Annotated in this window: 20 protein-coding genes; 1 reads left to right on the top strand and 19 read right to left on the bottom strand. The window is 43.4% G+C overall.

The features are described from left to right. Positions 1-197: 197 nt before the first annotated feature. From N2K84_RS10435 to N2K84_RS10510, 16 genes are all read right to left on the bottom strand, one after another. Complete coding sequence (locus N2K84_RS10435; protein WP_282591751.1) at positions 198-581, bottom strand: BT0820 family HAD-type phosphatase; 384 nt, start codon at positions 579-581, stop codon at positions 198-200. A gap of 58 nt (positions 582-639) precedes the next feature. Beyond that, positions 640-3,009, bottom strand: coding sequence for a GumC family protein (locus N2K84_RS10440; protein ID WP_282591752.1), 2,370 nt, complete (start codon positions 3,007-3,009; stop codon positions 640-642). A 61-nt stretch (positions 3,010-3,070) separates the two neighbouring features. Then, positions 3,071-3,865: a polysaccharide biosynthesis/export family protein gene (locus tag N2K84_RS10445; RefSeq protein WP_282591753.1), complete on the bottom strand. Its 795-nt coding sequence runs from the start codon at positions 3,863-3,865 to the stop codon at positions 3,071-3,073. A 327-nt stretch (positions 3,866-4,192) separates the two neighbouring features. Next, positions 4,193-4,600, bottom strand: coding sequence for a VanZ family protein (locus N2K84_RS10450; protein WP_282591754.1), 408 nt, complete (start codon positions 4,598-4,600; stop codon positions 4,193-4,195). 8 nt (positions 4,601-4,608) lie between these two features. Continuing rightward, positions 4,609-5,673 (bottom strand): mannose-1-phosphate guanylyltransferase, encoded by a 1,065-nt coding sequence (locus N2K84_RS10455; RefSeq protein ID WP_282591755.1) that lies wholly within the window; start codon positions 5,671-5,673, stop codon positions 4,609-4,611. 23 nt (positions 5,674-5,696) lie between these two features. Further along, the gene (locus N2K84_RS10460) at positions 5,697-6,791 is read right to left on the bottom strand and encodes a GDP-L-fucose synthase family protein (protein WP_282591756.1); all 1,095 of its coding nucleotides are present in this window, start codon (positions 6,789-6,791) and stop codon (positions 5,697-5,699) included. Between the two features lie 89 nt (positions 6,792-6,880). Further along, positions 6,881-8,035: a GDP-mannose 4,6-dehydratase gene (gene gmd / locus N2K84_RS10465; RefSeq protein WP_282591757.1), complete on the bottom strand. Its 1,155-nt coding sequence runs from the start codon at positions 8,033-8,035 to the stop codon at positions 6,881-6,883. Positions 8,036-8,098: 63 nt separating this feature from the next. Then, positions 8,099-8,485, bottom strand: a complete 387-nt coding sequence (locus tag N2K84_RS10470) for a hypothetical protein (RefSeq protein ID WP_282591758.1) — start codon at positions 8,483-8,485, stop codon at positions 8,099-8,101. A gap of 178 nt (positions 8,486-8,663) precedes the next feature. After that, on the bottom strand, positions 8,664-9,779 hold the full coding sequence (locus N2K84_RS10475; RefSeq protein ID WP_282591759.1) for a class I SAM-dependent methyltransferase: 1,116 nt from the start codon (positions 9,777-9,779) through the stop codon (positions 8,664-8,666). A gap of 135 nt (positions 9,780-9,914) precedes the next feature. Then, positions 9,915-10,568, bottom strand: coding sequence for a GNAT family N-acetyltransferase (locus N2K84_RS10480; RefSeq protein ID WP_282591760.1), 654 nt, complete (start codon positions 10,566-10,568; stop codon positions 9,915-9,917). A gap of 155 nt (positions 10,569-10,723) precedes the next feature. Then, entirely contained in the window at positions 10,724-11,365 is a 642-nt protein-coding gene (locus N2K84_RS10485) for a PIG-L deacetylase family protein (protein ID WP_282591761.1), read from the bottom strand. Next, positions 11,352-12,194, bottom strand: a complete 843-nt coding sequence (locus N2K84_RS10490) for a sugar phosphate nucleotidyltransferase (RefSeq protein WP_282591762.1) — start codon at positions 12,192-12,194, stop codon at positions 11,352-11,354. The genes N2K84_RS10485 and N2K84_RS10490 overlap by 14 nt, the downstream gene beginning before the upstream one ends. Positions 12,195-12,297: 103 nt before the next feature. Beyond that, positions 12,298-13,539, bottom strand: a complete 1,242-nt coding sequence (locus tag N2K84_RS10495; protein ID WP_282591763.1) for a class I SAM-dependent methyltransferase — start codon at positions 13,537-13,539, stop codon at positions 12,298-12,300. A 35-nt stretch (positions 13,540-13,574) separates the two neighbouring features. Beyond that, positions 13,575-14,141 (bottom strand): dTDP-4-dehydrorhamnose 3,5-epimerase, encoded by a 567-nt coding sequence (gene rfbC / locus N2K84_RS10500; RefSeq protein ID WP_282591764.1) that lies wholly within the window; start codon positions 14,139-14,141, stop codon positions 13,575-13,577. After that, on the bottom strand, positions 14,129-15,175 hold the full coding sequence (locus N2K84_RS10505) for an NAD-dependent epimerase/dehydratase family protein (protein ID WP_282591765.1): 1,047 nt from the start codon (positions 15,173-15,175) through the stop codon (positions 14,129-14,131). The genes rfbC and N2K84_RS10505 overlap by 13 nt, the downstream gene beginning before the upstream one ends. 82 nt (positions 15,176-15,257) lie before the next feature. Continuing rightward, positions 15,258-15,824 carry a UpxY family transcription antiterminator gene (locus N2K84_RS10510; protein WP_282591766.1) on the bottom strand — a complete coding sequence of 189 codons (567 nt, stop codon included), beginning with the start codon at positions 15,822-15,824 and terminating at the stop codon, positions 15,258-15,260. Positions 15,825-16,167: 343 nt separating this feature from the next. On the opposite strand from N2K84_RS10510, the gene N2K84_RS10515 reads away from it, so the two are divergent. Continuing rightward, positions 16,168-16,311, top strand: coding sequence for a hypothetical protein (locus tag N2K84_RS10515; RefSeq protein WP_282591767.1), 144 nt, complete (start codon positions 16,168-16,170; stop codon positions 16,309-16,311). Here N2K84_RS10515 and N2K84_RS10520 read toward each other — a convergent pair. From N2K84_RS10520 to obgE, 3 genes are read right to left on the bottom strand one after another with little or no spacing between them, the layout of a single operon-like run. Then, entirely contained in the window at positions 16,308-18,086 is a 1,779-nt protein-coding gene (locus N2K84_RS10520; RefSeq protein ID WP_282591768.1) for a MutS-related protein, read from the bottom strand. The genes N2K84_RS10515 and N2K84_RS10520 overlap by 4 nt on opposite strands. Before the next feature lie 2 nt (positions 18,087-18,088). Beyond that, on the bottom strand, positions 18,089-18,784 hold the full coding sequence (locus N2K84_RS10525) for a phosphatase PAP2 family protein (protein WP_282591769.1): 696 nt from the start codon (positions 18,782-18,784) through the stop codon (positions 18,089-18,091). Beyond that, the gene (gene obgE, locus N2K84_RS10530) at positions 18,781-19,773 is read right to left on the bottom strand and encodes a GTPase ObgE (protein ID WP_282591770.1); all 993 of its coding nucleotides are present in this window, start codon (positions 19,771-19,773) and stop codon (positions 18,781-18,783) included. The genes N2K84_RS10525 and obgE overlap by 4 nt, the downstream gene beginning before the upstream one ends. Positions 19,774-19,829 lie beyond the last annotated feature (56 nt).

A 19,829-nucleotide genomic window follows, 5' to 3' on the forward strand; every position in this document is an offset into this window, starting at 1 on the left:
CTGCAGAAATGTGGGAGAGTAGGTCGTCGCCATCCTTTCCAAACCCTGTGTTCTCCAGAGCACAGGGTTTTTTTGTTATATTGCGGTTCGTGATGTTCATTCACTTTCGGGATCTCGAGGGTAGGTACAAAAAAAGCTGCTTGATTGGCAGCTTTTTTGATTTTTAAGTCTCTATGAACAAGAGCAATTATGAGTATTCATCTGAAAAATTTAAATCCCGTCTTTTTTGAATTTGCAGATACTTTTCCTGTTATCATCTGATAAATTCTTCCCCAGTCAGGTAGCCCGCCAATATTTCGGTCATCAATAAACATATCAGCTGAAATTTTACGGCTGGTGGTGGCAATATCAAAATTTTCCTCGGGGTAGCTTTTGTTTATGGCATAGAATTCAATCCCTCTGGATCTGCAGTAGGAAACTGCCTCTTCCAATTCGTTTCCATACCGGTATGTCCAAAGTATCAGCCGATGCCCTTCTTCCTGTAATAATTTTAACGTTTGTATCGAGAAAGGGATTTCTTTACCGATTTTTGGGTATTTGTGTTCCACAATTGTTCCATCAAAATCTACAGCAATAATCATCGGTATGTGGTTATGATAAGTTTGTAATTTTTATAGATCTCCTGATCGGCTAAAATAACTAATTTGTTTCAAAATAATAGTCAAAGCCGTAACTGGATTTGAAGCTGTATTTTGCACCGTAATAGCCTGTGTGAGCATGTTTCCGCAGGTTAATATCATTTAGGATGATGCCTGCATTTTTCATCGATTTGTCCGTATTCATGTGGTTTATAAAACGTACTTCGCCTTTGGTGCTATAATCTTGCCGTAGTACAAAGAGGTTTATATCGGTGAACTGGCTGATGATAATACCATCAGAAACCAAGCTCAATGGTGAATTGTCAATAATGATGTAGTCATACTCTATTCTGCATTCGCTAATCAATTGTTTTAGGCGGCCTGTTTCGAGCATCTCGGATGGGTTTGGCGGAACTGGCCCTCCGGATATCAATTGTAAATTTTCGATTTTTGTTTTCTGAATGATTTCGTTCCGCTCATGTTGCCCAATTAGGTATGTGCTTAATCCTACTGTATTTTCGCAGGATAAGTATTTGTGGGCACTCGGTTTTCGCATATCACAATCGATAAGCAGAACCTTCATGCTGTTAATGGCAATCATGGAAGCCAGGTTCACCGCTGTAAACGACTTCCCTTCCCTCGGGATAACCGAATTTATACTTATGACCTTAGAGCTTTCATCCGGATAAAGGAATCGCAGATTTGTTCGTAATTCCCTAAATGATTCAGCAATTGCCGAGCGTGGGTGTCTGATGGTTGGGAGCGGTTCCTTTTTATTGTTGTTGTTTATCAAATTTCCAATTACCTGGATCGATGTCATTTGTTCAATTTCTTCTGCCGAATTAATCTTATCATTGAAATAATTCATAACAATGATGATGACGAAAGGGATCGCCAAGCCCATGAATCCTCCAACTGCTACGTTCATCGTCATACTTGGACCGGTTTGTACCGTGATGTCCGGGGCTGCCTGATCCAGAATTTGTGTGTCCGGGACATTTGAAGCGTGGGTAATAGCTGCTTCTGCCCTTTTCTTTAACAAGAAAGTGTATAGCTCATTATTTAGGTCGAATGACCTTTTGATGTTCATCAGTTCCTGCTCCGTTTTCGGGTAGAGTTTAAGTTGAGCATTCATGTTTTCGATTCTGCGGGTCAGGTTGCTAATGGCAATTTTTGAATTGTTAATGAGCGTTGCCAAGTTTTCTTTCAATTTCCGCGTTGCCAGTTCGATCTCATTGTTAATTAAGATATAGCTGGGGTTTTTATCTTTTACGGTATAGGAGATGATCTCGCGGCGGCTGTAGAGTTCGCCCAGCTTAGTTACCAAAGCGGCTACGGTCGCATCGGTTATCCCAACAACCGAAGGTGATATCATCTGTTTCATCTTCTCCTTATCGCTCATATAATTTTGAAGATTCAGGTAATATTCCAAACGTACCTGCTCATTCGAACGTTCAGTCTCCAGTTCCACCAACTTTTGTACGATAATATCTCCTTCTTGTCCAATATTTACGATTTGGTTCCGCGACCGAAAGGAAGTAAAATTACTACCTGCTACTTTTAACGTATCGATTACCCCGGAAAGTTGTTCGTCGATAAAATTCACAGTACTGGCCGATTGCCTGTTTTTCTCGATCAAGCCAAACTGTACAAAAACGTTGCTAAGTTCGTTCAGGTAATCAATCGCTTTTTGGGGATGGCTATCCTCCAGAAGGATCGTGATCAGGTTTGTTCTGACTTTTGGATCCACTGGAATGTCAAGACTTCGGGAGTAGTTTAAAATTTGATTTCTAATGTCATTAAAAATAAAAAAGCATTCAGCCGGGGGAGTTTCTTGCTTTTTCCAGACTGTAAAATTGAAGTATTCATTTTCGAAAGCTTCTCCAAATTTTCTCTTCGCGGTATAATTTAATTTTACGTTTTGCTGATTAATTTTAACAGTTTCGTCGATAGTAACTCGGTAATGCGATGAATCAACCATTGATATGTAGATGGGTACATACGCAAGGTTGTTCATTTCTGGTTGCATGGTGATTACAAAGGGTTCATTTCCATACAATTCAACATCTCTAAACAACTCTTTTCTATACCAGGAAGTTGCCCAGTCCAGATTTTCGAGTACCCGGCGGTTTAGCGAATAGGAAGTCAGAATGCCAATATAATCTTCGATATTGGTATTTTTCCCTTCAAAAGGGTTCATAAAACCGTCCATGACAAATTCAGAGGCTGATTTGTCAGATTTAATAATCAAGAGTGTACTTGTTTGGTAAGATGGAGAACTGGTTTTCGTTTTTAGGACGGCAAGTGAAACGAAAATCAGAAAACTGAGCGCAAACCAGTACCAGTTCCGGTAAATCTTGTGAAGGAATTTTCTTACAGCTTCAATGTCTTCCTTCTCCAGTGCGCTATTAATTTCGTCGATCTTTTTCATTTTTAGTGATTTTATAATCAGTCAGTTCCGTTAAAATGACACCACAACACGTATCAGGCAATTAATCTGCCATAAATCGGAGAATAACCAACAACGTAGATATACTGGATAGGATAAGCGTATATAAGGTTGTATTAATCCGTGTACTTTTCATGGTTTGCGCTTTGATGTAAACCATGTCGTTGGGCTGAAGATAAAAGGCTTCTGAGTCGAGAATGCTTTTCTTGGTCAAATCGAGCTGAAAAGACTTGGTTCCTTGCGGAACCTCACGCATAACCAGAATATTGCGCAATTCGCCATATTCAGTTATTCCACCTGCCATGCTGATGGCTTCCAGGATTGTCAGTGTATTGTTGTAGTTATACAAAACTCCCGGATTCCTTACTTCTCCCAAGAGGCTTACCTTGAAGTTTAGTAGTTTTACCTGAATGTTCGCATCTTTCAGGTATTCGCCGGCCCGGCGCATGATTTCATTTTGGGCGCCGGCCAGGGTAAGCCCGGCCAGATGGACTTCACCCATAATTGGGAGGAACACCTTGCCCCGACTATCAACCTGATAACCATAGATATATTGATCAGCCAACGATTGAAAACGTTGGTTGTTCATAGCAGCTGCACCTCCTCCATTATTGTTCGAAAACAGTTCATTGATTTCCGGGTCAATTGTTTTCACCGTAATGAAAAGGTTATCGTTGGGCTTTATGATGTGATCGGCTGGTGGAACAGGCAGTCCTTTTTCTATAATTTCACCTTCTATATCCCTAAAGTAAGTCATGTTCTTTTTCGTACTGCACGAAAACAAGCTTACTGAAACTAATACGATTCCGACAATGCGAAGCCAATTTTTTGTGTTCATAGCTGATCTTTTTTGAATATTACGCATAAAGGTGATAGGATAATATGGACTACTTGTTAATACTTCTAATTGAAAAACAAGCTTTATCTGCTTCTTGTTGACAGCAGGATGTGTTTTGTTTCGTTATCACAGAGGAAATATCTTTTCTGTAAAATTCTAAGGAGGTAGCATTTTGGAGATCTTAGCTCCATCGCTGTGAATGTTCGTCGTATTCCTGTTCTAAGAACAACGGAAACGGTTCATTCTAAAGGCAAAATAACATGATTGTGGATTTCCACTGAAATCTGTATTAGCAGGAAGAGGATAGGTAGTTTTACACGTATAAGACTATGGTTTGGCGTTGTTCTCTTGTGCCGAAATAAGCAATTGTGCTGAAACAATTCCTGTAATGATTCCGCTGAAATTGGCTGCCAAATCCAGAACTGAAAAGCTTCGTCCGAATGGTAAGATCGCTTGCAGGATTTCAATAACGAAGCTAAAGGATAGGGTAACTGCGAAAATCAGCGTCAGTCTGCCCCATTTATTCTGTGCCGGGAGGGACAATACGCTCAGTCCGGCTAAAATCAGGTAAAAGAAAAAGTGTACAACCTTGTCGAAATGAGGGATCAGGGGCGCTCTCGGAAATTCTTTCACCGGCACAAGTGACAGGATCAGGATGGTGATCAGCCAGATGATACAAAGAGTACGAACGATCTTTAAGAACCGGGGAGTAGTAATACTCCTGATTAACGCCATAATTGCCACTAGTTTTCGGTGTTTTTGAAATCAGTTAAAAAATGTTTGATACGTTGCTCCTCTTTCTTATTGCAAACCAATAAAACATTGTTTGCTTCTACAACAATATAGTCGGTTAATCCCTGAATGATCACGTTCTTGCCAGACGTAACATGGACGAGATTGCCCGAGCTTTCGTAAAAAGCGGCACGGTTGGCCGTAGCTACGTTACCCTCCTGGTTTTTCTCTGATTTTTCCCATAAAGCGCTCCAAGTCCCTAAATCGGACCAGCTAAACCCGGCCTTTTGGACATACAGGTTTTCAGCTTTTTCCAGAATACAATAATCGATCGAGATATTTTCGCACGATGGATACGTTTCATCAACAAAAGTTTGTTCCTGATCGGTATAATAATACGGAATCCCTTTTTCGAATGCCTTGGACAATTCCGGCGCATACTTTTCAAAGGCTGAAAGAATAGTCGGCAGCGACCATAAAAAGATGCCTGCATTCCAGAGATAGCTGCCATCGGCCATATATTGTTCGGCGGTGGCCAGGTTTGGTTTCTCTTTAAAGGCCGTTACTTTAGCAATTTCAATATTTTTTTGGCTTGTTTGTATATAGCCATAACCGGTTTCGGGGTGACGCGGTTGAATCCCCAAGGTAAGAATTGCAGGGTTCGAAGCCACAAATTCAAGCCCGGTTTGTATGGTATTACGGAATACATCGCGTTCTTCAATCAAATGATCCGAAGGGGCAACGATGATGTTCGCTTCCGGGTTCATCTTTTTGATTTTATAACTGGCGTAAGCAATACAAGGGGCTGTGTTGCGCATACAAGGTTCGGCCAGTATGTTTTCGTCCAGTAACTCCGGGCATTGTTCCTTCACCAGTAGCTTATAATTTGCCGAAGTAACCACCATGATTTGTTCGATCGGGCAAATTCCCTGAAACCGCTCAATGGTGTGCTGAAAAAGTGTCCGGCCTGTGTGTAGCATGTCCAAAAATTGCTTGGGCTTGTTTTCGGTGCTCATGGGCCAAAACCGGCTCCCAATGCCACCTGCCATCACAATCAGGTAGGTATTGTGTTTCATAAGTGTCTTTTCAGCTTGATTTGTTATTGTTGATTGGTGTACCATTCGTACATCCGTGAAATACCCTCTTCAATCTCAACTTGGTGCTTCCAGCCAAGTCCATGGAGCTTGGACGGGTCGGTGAGTTTACGCATGGTACCGTCGGGTTTGGTGGTGTCAAATAAAAGGTCACCCTGAAACCCGGTTATCTTTTTAATTTGTCCGGCCAAATCGCGGATACTGATTTCTTTCCCGGTGCCGATATTGATGTGCGTATTGCGTATTTCTTTTGTTGTTCCGGCGGGTATAAGCTCTCCGAAACTGATATTTTCCATCATAAAGATGCAGGCATCAGCCATGTCTTCGCTCCAAAGAAACTCGCGCATCGGTTTGCCGGTGCCCCAGATTTCAACAACAACATGGTTGCCTGCCTGTTGGTTGATGCCATATTTGCTAAGGATCCCTTCAATTTCTGCTTGGGTTGAAGTCCCGGAAACCGATTCTACCGGGCGCAGGTTCAAATCATCACGAATGGCTTGCCAATTCTTGTCTTCAAGGCATTTGCCCAGATGTATTTTGCGCAATAATGCCGGCAAGACGTGCGATTTTTCCAGGTCGAAATTGTCATTCGGTCCGTACAAATTGGTTGGCATTACCGAAATGAAGTTTGTCCCGTACTGGATGTTGTAGCTTTCGCACATTTTGATGCCGGTAATTTTGGCGATGGCGTATGGCTCGTTGGTGTACTCCAGCGGAGAGGTCAGTAAACTATCTTCGGGCATGGGCTGTGGCGCTTCGCGGGGATAAATACAGGTACTTCCCAGGAACAGGAGCTTTTTTACTTCGTTCAGGTAAGCCTGGTGGATCACATTGTTTTGGATCATCAGGTTCTCGTAAATAAATTGTCCCCGGTAAATATTGTTGGCCATGATTCCGCCTACTTTTGCTGCGGCCAGAAAAACATAGTCTGGCTTTTCGGTTTCGAAGAAAGCGGCAACAGCCAACTGGTTAGTTAAATCCAGTTCGCTGTGCGTTTTAAGGATGAAATTTTCATATCCTTTTGCTTGTAAGCGTTTTAGGATAGCCGATCCGACCAGCCCACGATGACCTGCAATATATATTTTACTCGATTTCTCCATGCAAGGGCGTTCTCAATGATTGGTTTTATAATATAGAGCCCGAAAATACGGATTTGACGAGCCGAAATCAACAAATCAACCCTTTTGTTTTACTCGAAATAATTCAAAATCCGGTAACCTCCGTCCTTCAGGTAGGCGTCTTTTTGCATCAGGTGAATGTCTGATTGCATCATATCGGCCACCAGACCAGCCAAATCGTATTTGGGTGTCCAGTTCAATTTGGTCCGGGCTTTGGTTGAGTCGCCAATCAGCAGTTCAACTTCGGTTGGGCGAAAATACATCGGATCGACACTGACAATTTCCGGGTTTCCCTCCTTCAGCCTTTTCCTAATGCCTTCCAAATAGTCTTCGCCAACTTTTTCGGTAAAGATTTTTTCGTCAATACCTGAAAGGAATCCTTTTTCATCGGCGCCTGCTCCCGTAAACGAAACTTCCAACCCCACTTCGTTGCAGGACATGCGGATAAATTCGCGGATGGTGGTGGTAACCCCGGTGGCAATCACGTAATCGTCGGGCTGGTCTTGTTGCAAAATCAGGTACATCGCTTTGATATAATCCTTGGCATGGCCCCAGTCACGTTTCGACGACAGGTTGCCCAGGAAAACCTTTTCCTGCATTCCCAGGGCAATGCGGCTGATGGCGCGGGTAACTTTTCGGGTCACGAAGGTTTCGCCACGCACTGGCGATTCGTGGTTGAACAAAATACCATTGCTGGCATGCATGCCGTATGCTTCGCGGTAATTTACCGTAATCCAGTAAGCATACATTTTGGCAACCGCGTATGGCGAGCGGGGATAAAACGGCGTTTTTTCTGTTTGGGGAACTTGTTGTACCAAACCATACAATTCGGAAGTGGAAGCCTGGTAAATGCGGCTTTTCAGCCCAAGCAGGCGCACTGCTTCAAGTATGCGCAGGGTTCCGATTCCGTCGGCATTGGCTGTATATTCAGGAGTGTCGAAACTCACTTTTACATGGCTCATGGCTGCGAGGTTGTAGATCTCGTCTGGCTGCACTTCCTGAATAATCCGCGTCAGGTTCATGCTGTCAGTCATATCTCCGTAGTGGAGGATGAAATTGCGATGGTCCAGATGCGGTTCCTGGTACAAGTGGTCTATGCGATCGGTATTGAACAGGGATGACCGACGTTTGATCCCGTGTACGATGTATCCTTTTTTTAGCAAGTATTCCGATAAATAGGCACCATCTTGGCCGGTAACTCCGGTAATCAATGCAGTTTTCGACATGGCTGAAAGTTTTACAATGAATATTCTGGGAATGATTGATCCTGTGGAAGAAAGTCCGATTCCTTAATCTTTATTCTTCTTTTCAATAGTAATATTTATCAGGCTGAGATGAATGTAATGGTTCAGCATAAGCGTTATTTCTTCAATAATTCGGATGGAAATGAGTACCGATTGGGGACTGAAAATTTCCTCAATTCGCGAAAGGATTTTTTCCATGATTTGGCAGGAAGATTTCGCTTTCGAAAAGTGGTACAGAATGATTTGGCGGTCATTCAGCGTATAAGCCTGTTCAATGTCTTGGTGTAAAGTAAGGGCAACATCTTTGAGCAACAGGAATTGCTCATGGGCGGGGCACTCCGGAAAAGGCTCCATGGTTGATATCTCCGCCATCAATTCTTCGGACTTTCGCCAAAGGGCCGAGGTTTCATAAGAATATTGCCTTATTTGCATGTTGATAGGCTTAATTAGATGAAAATGTACTCTAAACGTAACGGGGAAGTTCATCCGCATTTTACTGCGTTGTTTGTGATGTCCCGGAATTCACTTGTGGAGATTATTGTCAATGGAGGCTTATTTTGAGGTGTTTGTAGCTGAGCAGGCGAGGTGGAGTAAGCTGTGGTAGCTGATGTTACAAGCAGATTAACTCTGGATGCATTCCCCTTTCGGCAAGCATCGTGTTGATTTCATTTTTATAAACCCCGTTCATGATGATCACTACATCTGGCATAACTTCTTTCAGCTGATCAGGTGTGATGTATTGAATGCCAATACCCGGGATGAAATTGCCTTGCATGTGTGGGTTGATGTCCACCACGTGTTCAATAACTTGCAGATCGTCAAATTGGGTAAGAAAACCCACCGATTTTGAGCCTCCGCCCCAAACCACTACTTTTTGTCCCTTGTCTTTCATCTCCTGGAGATTTTTTCGCCAGCTCCCCAGTTGGTCATTAATTTTGACAACAAATTCATCAACCGCTTCCTGTAGCTCCGTAACACTTTCTTCTAACGGATGCACGGTGCTTTGTACGGATTGCGATGGTTGAGCTTCCAGAAATAAGTATTGGTTATCATATTCAAGATAAGTATCCAGCACCTCAAACTTATTTTTTCTGAAGAGCCGGGCCAATGATCCCGGGCTAAAGTAACTACAGTGCTCGTAAAAGATGTCCCAAAATGCCTGGATATTCAGGATCCTTACTATACAGGGGACTTCTATCAGTAGTTTTACATCATGCCCTTCTTTAAGGGATTTCCGGATGGTTTTAACGAAGGTATTGGTGTCGTGAATGTGTTCCATGGTATGGCGGCATGTAATGGCATCCATTGGTAGCTCGCCATGTTTTTCGGAATAAAACTCGCGGATAAACGATACGTTGGGATGCGGTTCGTTTCGCCCGGGCACATAAGCCGGATCAATACCGATGCCCCGGTTATTGCCGAGCTCACAAAACAAGTTAATAAAGTCACCTTTGCCACATCCGATTTCAACCACATCCTTATCCCGAATGTTATATTTATCGATAAATCGGTTTGTGACCTTGGTCAGGAACATTCTGAACGTGGACGAAAAACCTTGCTGATCCTCATAACCGTTGGTGAAAAAATCAATACTGGTATCGAACGAGCTGTTGAAGACAAAACCACAATCAGTACAAATAGTCAAGGTGATATCTTTTCTTGGGATAGCAATCGCTTCTTCGTAGCTTTTGATGGTTACCAGGCTATGTATTGGTGCGTTCTTCAAGACGAAAAAATCTTTAAGATTTTTACTCTGACAGCATGGGCAGATATTATGCTTCATTGGAGTTAGTTTTTTTGACGTATAATAGAAAATGGAATGTTAGCTTGAACTTTGTGGATAAGGGGTCGGGTATGCTTGCTACCAAAGTTTTCCATTAATCTCGATTAATTCTGGATTGTAAATTCTGCTCTTTGATTTGATCATTACAGCATATTTTTTAAGTCGAGAAATTTTATTGTCGTTGTTTTGATAAAAAAGTTTGTAGCAAGTTAGCTTTGTCCATCCTAATCTTTCATAATACTTCACTAGTGATTTGCCACAAATAAAAAGTCCACAGTCAATGTTAAGATTATCGAAAATATAATCATCAACACGTCTGAAAATTTCTTCAGCAATTCCTAATCGTCGGTAGGACGGTAAAGTTAGTAAGCCTCCTGTACCGGCAAGTTTTACAGGGGTGCCATCAAATAGTGCTTCCGCCAGTACAATATAACGTATCGCTATAAGTTTGTTGTTTAAATATCCTAGTGCGAGATAGTGTGGTTTTTCCCATTCTTCATGGTGCTTTTCCAACGTGATCTGGTACACTTTTCTAAAAGTGTAATTGACGGACTTTCGTTGTGATTCATTTAAGTCTTCATAAAGCTTTATTTTGATTACTAGGCGATCTTTAATTGGGTGTATGTGATTGGTGAATCTATGGAAATGATTGTTAAGAATTTCAAGATCTTTAATGATTTTCCTTTCAAGCTTAGCTAGAAATTTAATCGGATTGTTTTTTGATTGTTTCACTGGTTGCTTATTTTTCCTTACAGATTAACCTAGGCAATATTTACGTTATATTCAAAAATTCATGCATGGACGTACATTGCAGAATAGTGAACATTCGGTCGCTGAAATTGAAAAATAAGATAGCAATACAGTCATTGCAGAAGAAGATCTTGATCTTAAAAAACCATTTTGCGCGCATAAAAAGCCTCGGCAAATGTGGTGGCCGATTCCATGCCTCTCAGGCGGGGCAGCGCATTGAAGGTTGCTTCGTCAAACCAGTGTTTCTCGTGCTGGGAGGCAAAACTTTGGAGCAGGATGTTATTCCGGGCCTGAAGATGCTTTTCCTGAAGCGGCACATAGAAATTTGGGACACCCAAATCTCCGTCATATTTAGGGATTTCGTATTCCAGGATGAAGTGGTTCCTCCAGGTATTCCAGGTCAGGTCGCTCACCAAACGATGATCCTGATGACGGTCGTCCCGGTAATGGGTGAAAATCAGGTCCGGGATAAACTCTTTTTTTATTTCTTCGAAATATTCTTTTATCTCCCAGTGCTTCTGAGGTAGAAAACCATCGCGAAATGAGTTTACGCTTATTTTTTTATTGGGTATGTTGCTGAGGAATTGGTTGGCACTGGTTATGGCTTCTGCTTTCCTGATTTCGTTTGAGGCGAATACCACCCAAACCACCTTCCCGATTTCATATTTCTCGAAGATTTTTAGCAATGTGCCGCCGGCACCAATTTCAATGTCATCACAGTGTGCTCCCAGGCACAGAATGTTCAGCGGATAATCATTTTTAAACTTAAACGACAACATAGCTCGGAAATGTTTTTGTCAGTTTAGTTCTGTGTGTTTCCGGCTTCTCCATATTGCTCCATACTTCCCATGGCGGATTTCCCTGGGCATAAATATCATCCAGTGTTTTCTTATCCTTGAAGGTATCCATGCTTGCCCAAAATCCTTTGTGTTCCCACGAAACAAGTTTGTTATCTCCGATAAGTCGGTTGAAGGGTTGATCAACCAGTTCGTCGCCGTATTCCATATAGTCAAAAATTTCTTTTCTAAGGATGAAATATCCGGTGTTTATGTGGAGGTTGGAGGCTCCGATATGGCTTATCTTCTTTACAATTCCATTGTCCTCCCGCTGAACGATGTGAAAGCTTTGTGTTGGCTGGTAGGCCATAAAGGCGGCTGTTTTGTCTTTTTCTTTTTCAAACCAGTCAATCATTTCCGGCAGTTGGAGATCCGTCAATCCGTCGCTGTAATTCGCCAGGAACATTTCTTCATCTTGCAAAAATTCTTTAACCTGCATCAAACGCATCCCGATATTGGCATTCATTCCGGTGTCCACAAAAGTGATTTTCCAATCATCAATATCCGAATTTAGCAGCTCAATATCTCTGCCCCCTTTTGTGTAAACAAAGTTGTTCGAGAGGGTTTCATCATAATTGATAAAGTAATTTTTAATGACATCGGCTTTGTATCCCAAGCACAAAATGAAATCCTTATGCCCGTAACTTGCATAATACTTCATGATATTCCACAAGATTGGCCGGTAGCCAATGGGGACCATGGGTTTGGGGATTTGATCGGAATATTCTCTGAGCCGTATGCCTTGGCCTCCGCAAAATAATACAACTTTCATAAGGCTTGTTTTTTTATGTTGCTTAATGATTATTTCTGATGGGCGAGTTCAATTCAACTAGATGAACCCGAGTTGCTGTGAAAGATCGTTTGTTGGAAAAAATCTAATCGATGATAGTTAGTTCCGGGATAGGGACGACAAATTTCCCACCCCAGTCTCTGATGTACTGGTGATGGCTGATAATTTCGTCTTTTAAATTCCAGGGAAGAATGAAGACATAGTCTGGCTTTGTTTTTTTGAGAATATCCGGTGGGAAGACCGGGATATGCGTGCCGGGCAAATAATTACCTTGCTTAAATGGACTTCGATCAACGGTGTAGTCCAGAAAATCAGTTCTTATTCCGCAATAATTCAGTAAGGTGTTGCCTTTTCCAGGTGCTCCGTAACCTGCGATATGCTTGCCGTCACGTTTCGCCTGAATCAGAAACTCCAGAATTTTTCGTTTAGTTTCTTTTACTTTTTCATTGAAGGATTCGTAGTATGTCAAATCTCTCATTCCCAATGATTCTTCTCTTTTCAGCAAATCAGGTACCGCTTGTTGAACAGATTTGGATGTGTCTTCTGCATGGTGGGCGTATATCCGGATAGATCCTCCGTGGGTGGGAAGTTCTTCCACATCAAAGAGATCAAGTCCATGCTCCTGAAAGATTTCACTGACTGTTGAGAAGGAAAGGTAGGAGAAATGTTCGTGGTAAATGGTGTCGAATTGGTTCCCCTCAATGAGTCGCTGTAAATGAGGGAATTCCATCGTGATTACGCCTCCGGGTTTCAGGAAAAGTTTCATCCCTTGTACAAAGTCATTGATATCCGGCACGTGGGCAAGAATATTATTTCCGATAATCAAGTCTGCCTGTCCGTAGGTTTTCACCAAATATTTTGCTGTTTCAACACCAAAAAATAGAATCTCGGTTCGAATCCCTTTTTCTTTAATGGCATACTGAGCTACGGCTTCCGCCGGATCAATTCCAAGAACGGGAATGCCTTTTTCTGCAAAGTATTGCAGCAGGTAGCCGTCATTACTGGCAATTTCGGCTACCAGGTTGTTTTTGTCGATGCTGAATCTTTTTATGGCGAGATGGACATATTTTCGGGCATGCTCAAGCCATGTGTCTGAAAACGAGGAGTAATAGCCGTAATCGCGATAAATTACCTGGGGAGATGCGCTTTCCGGAACCTGTACCAGGAAGCATTTGTTGCATACAAAAGCTTTCAACGGAAAGTGCGGTTCCATCTGGTTAAGTGACTCCGGTTTTATCCGGTCCTCACATAGTGGTTGCATGCCCAAATCAACGACTAAGTGATTGAGGGGGCTTTTGCAAAAATTGCACTTGTTTAGAACTTTCATGCTTTGTATGCCTTTTGATCCTTATCATCTAATAATTAGGGAACCATACTTTCGTTGAAATCCGGAGCCTCTTTATCCTTTTCCGAAACGATTTCTGCTTCTATTGGCCACTCGATGTTAAATTGAGGGTCGTTGTACCGTAAGCCGATTGCTGCGTCAGGTGCGAAGAACTGGGTTGTAAAATAGGTCATTTCGCAATTGTCTTCCAGCGAGATGAAACCCTGTGCAAATTTCTCCGGGACATAGAGCATTTTGTGGTTGTTCTCGTTGAGTTCGATCCCAAACCATTCTTTATAGGTTGGTGAATCAGGCCTCAAATCTACAATTACATCAAAGATTGCCCCTTTGGTGCACCTGACCAGTTTCGTTTCTTCATAGGGATGCTTTTGATAATGCAATCCCCTCAAGGTGCCTTTTTTATAACTTAACGAAGTGTTGACCTGTACTACATTGGCATTAAGTCCGTGTTCTTCCATTTCTTTTTTACACCAGGATCTCCCAAAAAATCCTCTTTCATCTTCGAGTTTCTTGATCTCAATGACAAAAGCTCCTTTTAATTTTGTTTCGGTAAATATCATCGTGTTATCGGTTACCAGGTCCAAGATAAGTTTTCATTCAAATAACCATTTTCACGCAAGCTGGCCAGAATTTTCAGTCGCATAAATTTCGAGTCTCTGAAGTTTGGATCATTTATTTGCATGGCAGTGATCGAACTGTACAACTCCTGAATGGTGGCCATCAGGTCATGTTTCGGTTGGTGGTCGGGGGCTAGTTTTTTGTATAAATCAAAATTTACCTGATAGGAGCGTTTATCGGCTGGAGCATCGGTTTTGACGGTTACCCGGCAGCCTGGTACTACTTGACCAACAGCTTTTGCCAGATCTTTTACCTGGTAGTTCCATGCGCTGGTTCCGGTATTTACAATTAAAAATTCGCCCCCATTCGAAGCCTCCCGCTGGATTCCCCAATCGATCGCCAAGGCCATGTCCAACACATTGATCAGTGGGCGCCAGGGAGTTCCGTCGCTCAGGATGTTAATTTCCTTCGAAATGATTGCTCCTGCAACAAAGTCATTTAATACCAGATCTAAGCGCAAACGCTTACTCATTCCGCAAGCTGTGGCAAAACGCAGGCAGGTTATCGTGAAATTTTTATCGGCCAATGGCGCTAACTCTTTTTCGGCGGCAATCTTCGACCGTGCGTAAGCCGTTAGCGGATTTACAGTATCGGTTTCGGTTTTTGGATATTCTGAGGCTGCACCATAGATACTGCAACTGGATGCGAAGACAAATGATTTTACCCCTGCAGCTTTGGCCATTTTGGCTATTTGCACGCAGGAGCGGTAATTTACATCCATCGTTATTTCTTCGTAAATGGCACTCATGGGATCATTGGAAATGGCGGCCAGATAAGCAATGGCGTCCACGCCTTCGAGAATGCCAGCTGGAAATTGGCGGACGTCTCCAATAATTTGTTGATTCAGTTTTACTTCCGGAAGGAATTCGGCGTCAGTAAGATGGTTCGCGAAATACCCCATGTCGTAACCGATTAGTTCGGCATCCGGATAGGTTGACCTGAGTTGACTAACTGTTCCCGGGCCCACATAGCCCATATTCCCAATTACTAATATTTTCATCGTGATTATTTTTAGGTAGAATATTTTGTTATTATGTTATTGCTGGTTCTTTTTATTGTCCGCAATTTGGACTGAATCGCGTTTAATAGTCCGTCAACATGTCTGCTAATTTCCGGTGCGAAGGAATCAGATCGGGTTTATAAATTTCGACGTCTTGCAGGGCAATATCTGTCAGGACACAATATCCCAGGTTTTCAAATCGCAGAGCTATCCGGTTTTTTCCCCGAAAGTCGGTGATTTCGCCGGTGACACCCTTCAGTGGGCCGGTAACTACGATTACTTTTTCGCCTTTCGACAGACTTTCGCGCGTAACATCAACCTGATCGTTGTAGAATTTCATGAATGTTTTCAGGTCGTTGATTTGCTTTTCCGGGATTGGGGCAGCTTTCCCTTCAAACGAAACATAGGTAACGGCCCCCGGTGTGTTCAGTACATTGAAATATTCCTTATTGCTGACCTTCACAAACAGGTAACCTTTTAAAAGCGGTTCCTCAATCTTTTTTATGCGGTCGCTCCATTGCCTCTTTTCAATCTTCAATGGCAGGTAGCAATCAATACCTTTTTTTACCAACTCCGACAGGAGTTTCTTTTCTGATCGCGAACGGGTGTAAACAGCCAGCCATTGATACGTTGAATTAACTAAACTCATTACTAAATCCTGTTTTTAACAATAGGGAAACTGAATTATTCCTGATTTCGCAACTTTCCGATCTTTGTTGCCGGTCTGGCACAGCTTCGCTTCCTGCCCCACAGCTGATCGCGTTTTTTTGAGAGTTTTGCAGGTCTGTTTACCAGAACCTGGTTCCGTTTATCCGACAGCTTTACAGCTGAACACTTTTTTATTTGTTTTCATTTTTCAATGTGAATGAATACCATCTTAAAGTGCTTATTCAAAATTCCTTATTATTTGGCTTGATTTCAAGTCGTGATTACACTTAGATTTGTTTGAAAATATTGTAAGATGTTGTCAGTGAGAATAAAAGGAGGGTGTGTTGATAGCGTTTTCAGTGTTTATGGGTAAAATTACCCATTGGCTGAAATATGCTTTGGGTGTGGGCGAAGGTGAAATTACGCAACTTGTTTTTTGCGTCGATTTACCGGTTGGTTCGAGCGGACAGGATTCAGGCAAAAATTAATCGGTGATGCCCATCTTTCGCATCAGGAAACTGGCATTCATGGTGCTGGTAACGCCATCCCTGAGTTTGTAGTCGAAGGCCAGCTGGTCGTTTTCAAGCGTAACCTCAAAACATTTGTTGCTAATTTGCGCCGGATAGCTTTTCTCCAGCTCGGTGAGTTTTAAATCGTGGGTGGCGATCAGCCCATTTGCTTTCAAACGGATCAGCTTTGCAGTCAGGGCTTTCGATCCGGAAAATTTGTCTTCGGAGTTGGTGCCTTTCAGCATTTCATCAATGATAATAAACAGTGGCTGTCCGCTCTCTATTTGGTCAAGCATTTGTTTCAACCGCAGCAATTCTGCCAAAAAGTACGATTCATCTTTTTGAAGGTTATCGGTTGTGCGCATGTTGGTAAACAAACCGGTTGGTTTTAGGGTAAACCAACTGGCACATACCCGGCAACCGTTCAGCGCCAATACCAGGTTTACGCCAAGGGTGCGCAAAAATGTACTTTTACCGGCCATATTGGCTCCGGTAATCAGGCAGATTTTGCCTTCGCCATTCATCCGGAAATCATTTCCAATTCGTTTTGACGACTTTATCAGCGGGTGGGCCAAATCGTTGGCCGAAAAGCAGAATTCGCCGCTTTCGAAAGTCGGCAAGGCCCATTCTGCCAGGTTGTGGTTTAGGTTAGCCAGGCTGGAGAGGGCATCAAATTCGGCAATTATGTCGAACCAATCACGAATGTATTGTCCGTATTTCCGGTGCCAGCGATCCAGTTGGTAAATACAAATCAGGTCCCAAACAAAAAGTGGCTCAGCAATAAGGGCGAAGGTTAAATTCGCACGGTAATCAAAGCGGGCCATGATCTGGCGCAGTTCATCGACGATCTGGCTGGCTTTCTTTGGATGAGCTGAAAGCCGTTGTTTTAATGATTGGAAGAGCGACGATTTAAACTCTTTTTGTTCAATTAATTTGAGCAAGTTGGTGTAACTTTTCAGCAAGTTGGATTGGTTTCCGTAAAGCTGATAAAACGAATTGATCGTTTTTCGGTACGCGTAAAGGACAGCCCCATTTGTAATTACCGGCAGCAGGAAAACTCCCCAGGGGATGAAGCCCAGAATTAGCAACGTGAGGAAAACGATACTGATTAAAGGCAGCATAAAAATCAGCCGACGGAGTAATTTGGGCTTGGGTAACGCTTCATGACCGGCCATTTGTTGCAGGAGTTGCACGTCTTGTTCGTCGTGGGTATGGCCTTTGGCTGAGAAGTATTGGCGCCAGCGTGTGTAAGTTGCCAATTCCTGCAAGGCCGTTTGCCTTTCGTGCAGCTTTTTGTGGTCAAGTAGCGGACTGTTCAACCAGCTTGCCAGTTTTTTTCGCCCCAGCTGGGTGGTTGTCCGGTTAAGAAATTGAAACAGTCCTCCTTCGCCAAACAAATCCAGATCAAATGAATAGGCATGGTGCTGATCAATGAATTCCGAACCATGCTCAAATTGGCTGTACCGTTCCTTTAAGGCCTCCAGTTCCTGTTGGTTGATCAGCATCAACCTGTCATGCAGCTTTTTCTCCTTTTCTTTTTTGATGAAAACCTTCACCAGGTATAAAAACAGGATGAGCAACGCTGCCGCCGAAAGCCAATTGAGCGGATGGGCGAGGTAAATAAATGAAAAAACAATTCCTGAAAAAGCCGCAAGCCGCCAAATAACTAATTGTTGAATACTCTTTTGTGCATCCGAAGCGCATTGCTGATCGTGGGCTAATAATTTTTCATATTCCCGCACCCGGTCATTCATGTCTAAATCCAATTAAAATGTTGGAGGCGGTTGACTACCAGCAGCGTGGTAATGACGATGGTCAGGAATAAGATGAAGATAAACCGGAACTCCTTGCTTTTCAGCTTGGTATCGGTCAGTTTTGGAAATTGAAGCAACAGGAAACGGTTTTCAACAAAGATCAGCAATTTAAAGAGCGCCCAGCCGGTAAGGACGCCAAACAAGATACCGGTGAGAATGTCCAACGGGTAGTGCAGCCCAAGGTAGATGCGGGTGTAGCTGACCACCAGCGCCCACAGGTAAATGAAAATGCCGTATTGTAAGCGTCTGAATAATAGTGATGTAAAAGTTGCCACGGCAAATGTATTGGCTGCGTGGGCCGAAAAATAGCTGTACAGGCCGCCTTTGGTCAGCACATTGTGCACCAAGTGCTGAATGGCCGGGTCGTGCGAGGGGCGCAGGCGCTGTGTGGCATCCTTGATCAGTCCGGAAAATTGGTCGCAGATGACAATGGACACTGCCAAAAGAACCAAAATTACAACCGCCTTGGCCCGGTAGTTCCGGATGATAAATCCCAAAATCGTGAGATACAACAACGCCCAGTATTCGGTGCGGGTGAAAAGCGCCATGATGATGTCCCAAAACGGAGAATGTTTCCCGTTGAAGAAGAAAAACAGGTCTTGATCCAGCTGGGTGATGGTATCTATGAATCCGATCATGAGTTGTTTAATATTTGCCAGATTTTGTCTTTCAGTTGCTGGATCCCCATTCCGGTAACCGATGAAATAAAGTCGTGCGGAATGTCGCCAAGTTCGCGGCTGATTTCTTTCTTCAGCTCATCATCCAGAAAGTCTGATTTGCTGATGACCAGGAAGCGTTCTTTGTCGAGCAGTTCCGGGTTGTACTTTTCCAGCTCATTCAATAAAATGAAATATTCTTTGCGGTGGTCTTTGCTGTCGGCTGGCACCATGAACAAAAGCATGGAGTTCCGCTCAATGTGGCGCAAAAAGCGCAGGCCAAGTCCTTTCCCCTCGTGCGCCCCTTCGATGATCCCCGGAATGTCGGCCATCACAAACGATTGCTGGTCGCGGTACGAAACAATGCCCAGGTTGGGTACAAGTGTGGTGAACGGATAATCGGCAATTTTGGGTTTGGCAGCCGAAACTACACTCAGTAAAGTTGATTTCCCGGCGCTTGGGAAACCCACCAGGCCCACGTCTGCCAAAACTTTCAGCTCCAGTATCTTCCAGCCCTCTTCGCCTTCTTCGCCGGGTTGCGCGAAACGGGGCGTTTGGTTGGTGGCCGATTTGAAATGGGTGTTGCCCAGTCCGCCTCGTCCGCCTTTAGCCAGAAGATGCGTTTCGCCATCTTTTGTGATCTCGAAAAGGAACTCACCGGTTTCAGCATCTTTGGCAACGGTGCCCAGCGGCACTTCAATGATCACATCATCCCCGTCGGCGCCAAAGCTGCATTGTTTGCCGCCCGACTCTCCGTGGCCTGCAAAAACATGCCGTTGATAACGCAAGTGCAGCAGGGTCCACATTTGGGCATTGCCCCTGACAATGACATGTCCGCCACGTCCGCCATCTCCGCCATCCGGACCACCTTTGGGGATGTATTTTTCTCGTCTCATGTGCCGGGAACCAGGGCCTCCATTGCCGGAGCGGCAAAATATTTTTACGTAATCAACAAAATTGCTTTCAGCCATTTTTTATAAATTGGGAAGGTGCAAAGTAAACAAAAAAAGACGAATGCAGGGAATAC

Origin of the sequence: Gaoshiqia sediminis (assembly GCF_025907915.1) — a bacterium.
GTDB classification, from domain to species: domain Bacteria; phylum Bacteroidota; class Bacteroidia; order Bacteroidales; family Prolixibacteraceae; genus Gaoshiqia; species Gaoshiqia sediminis.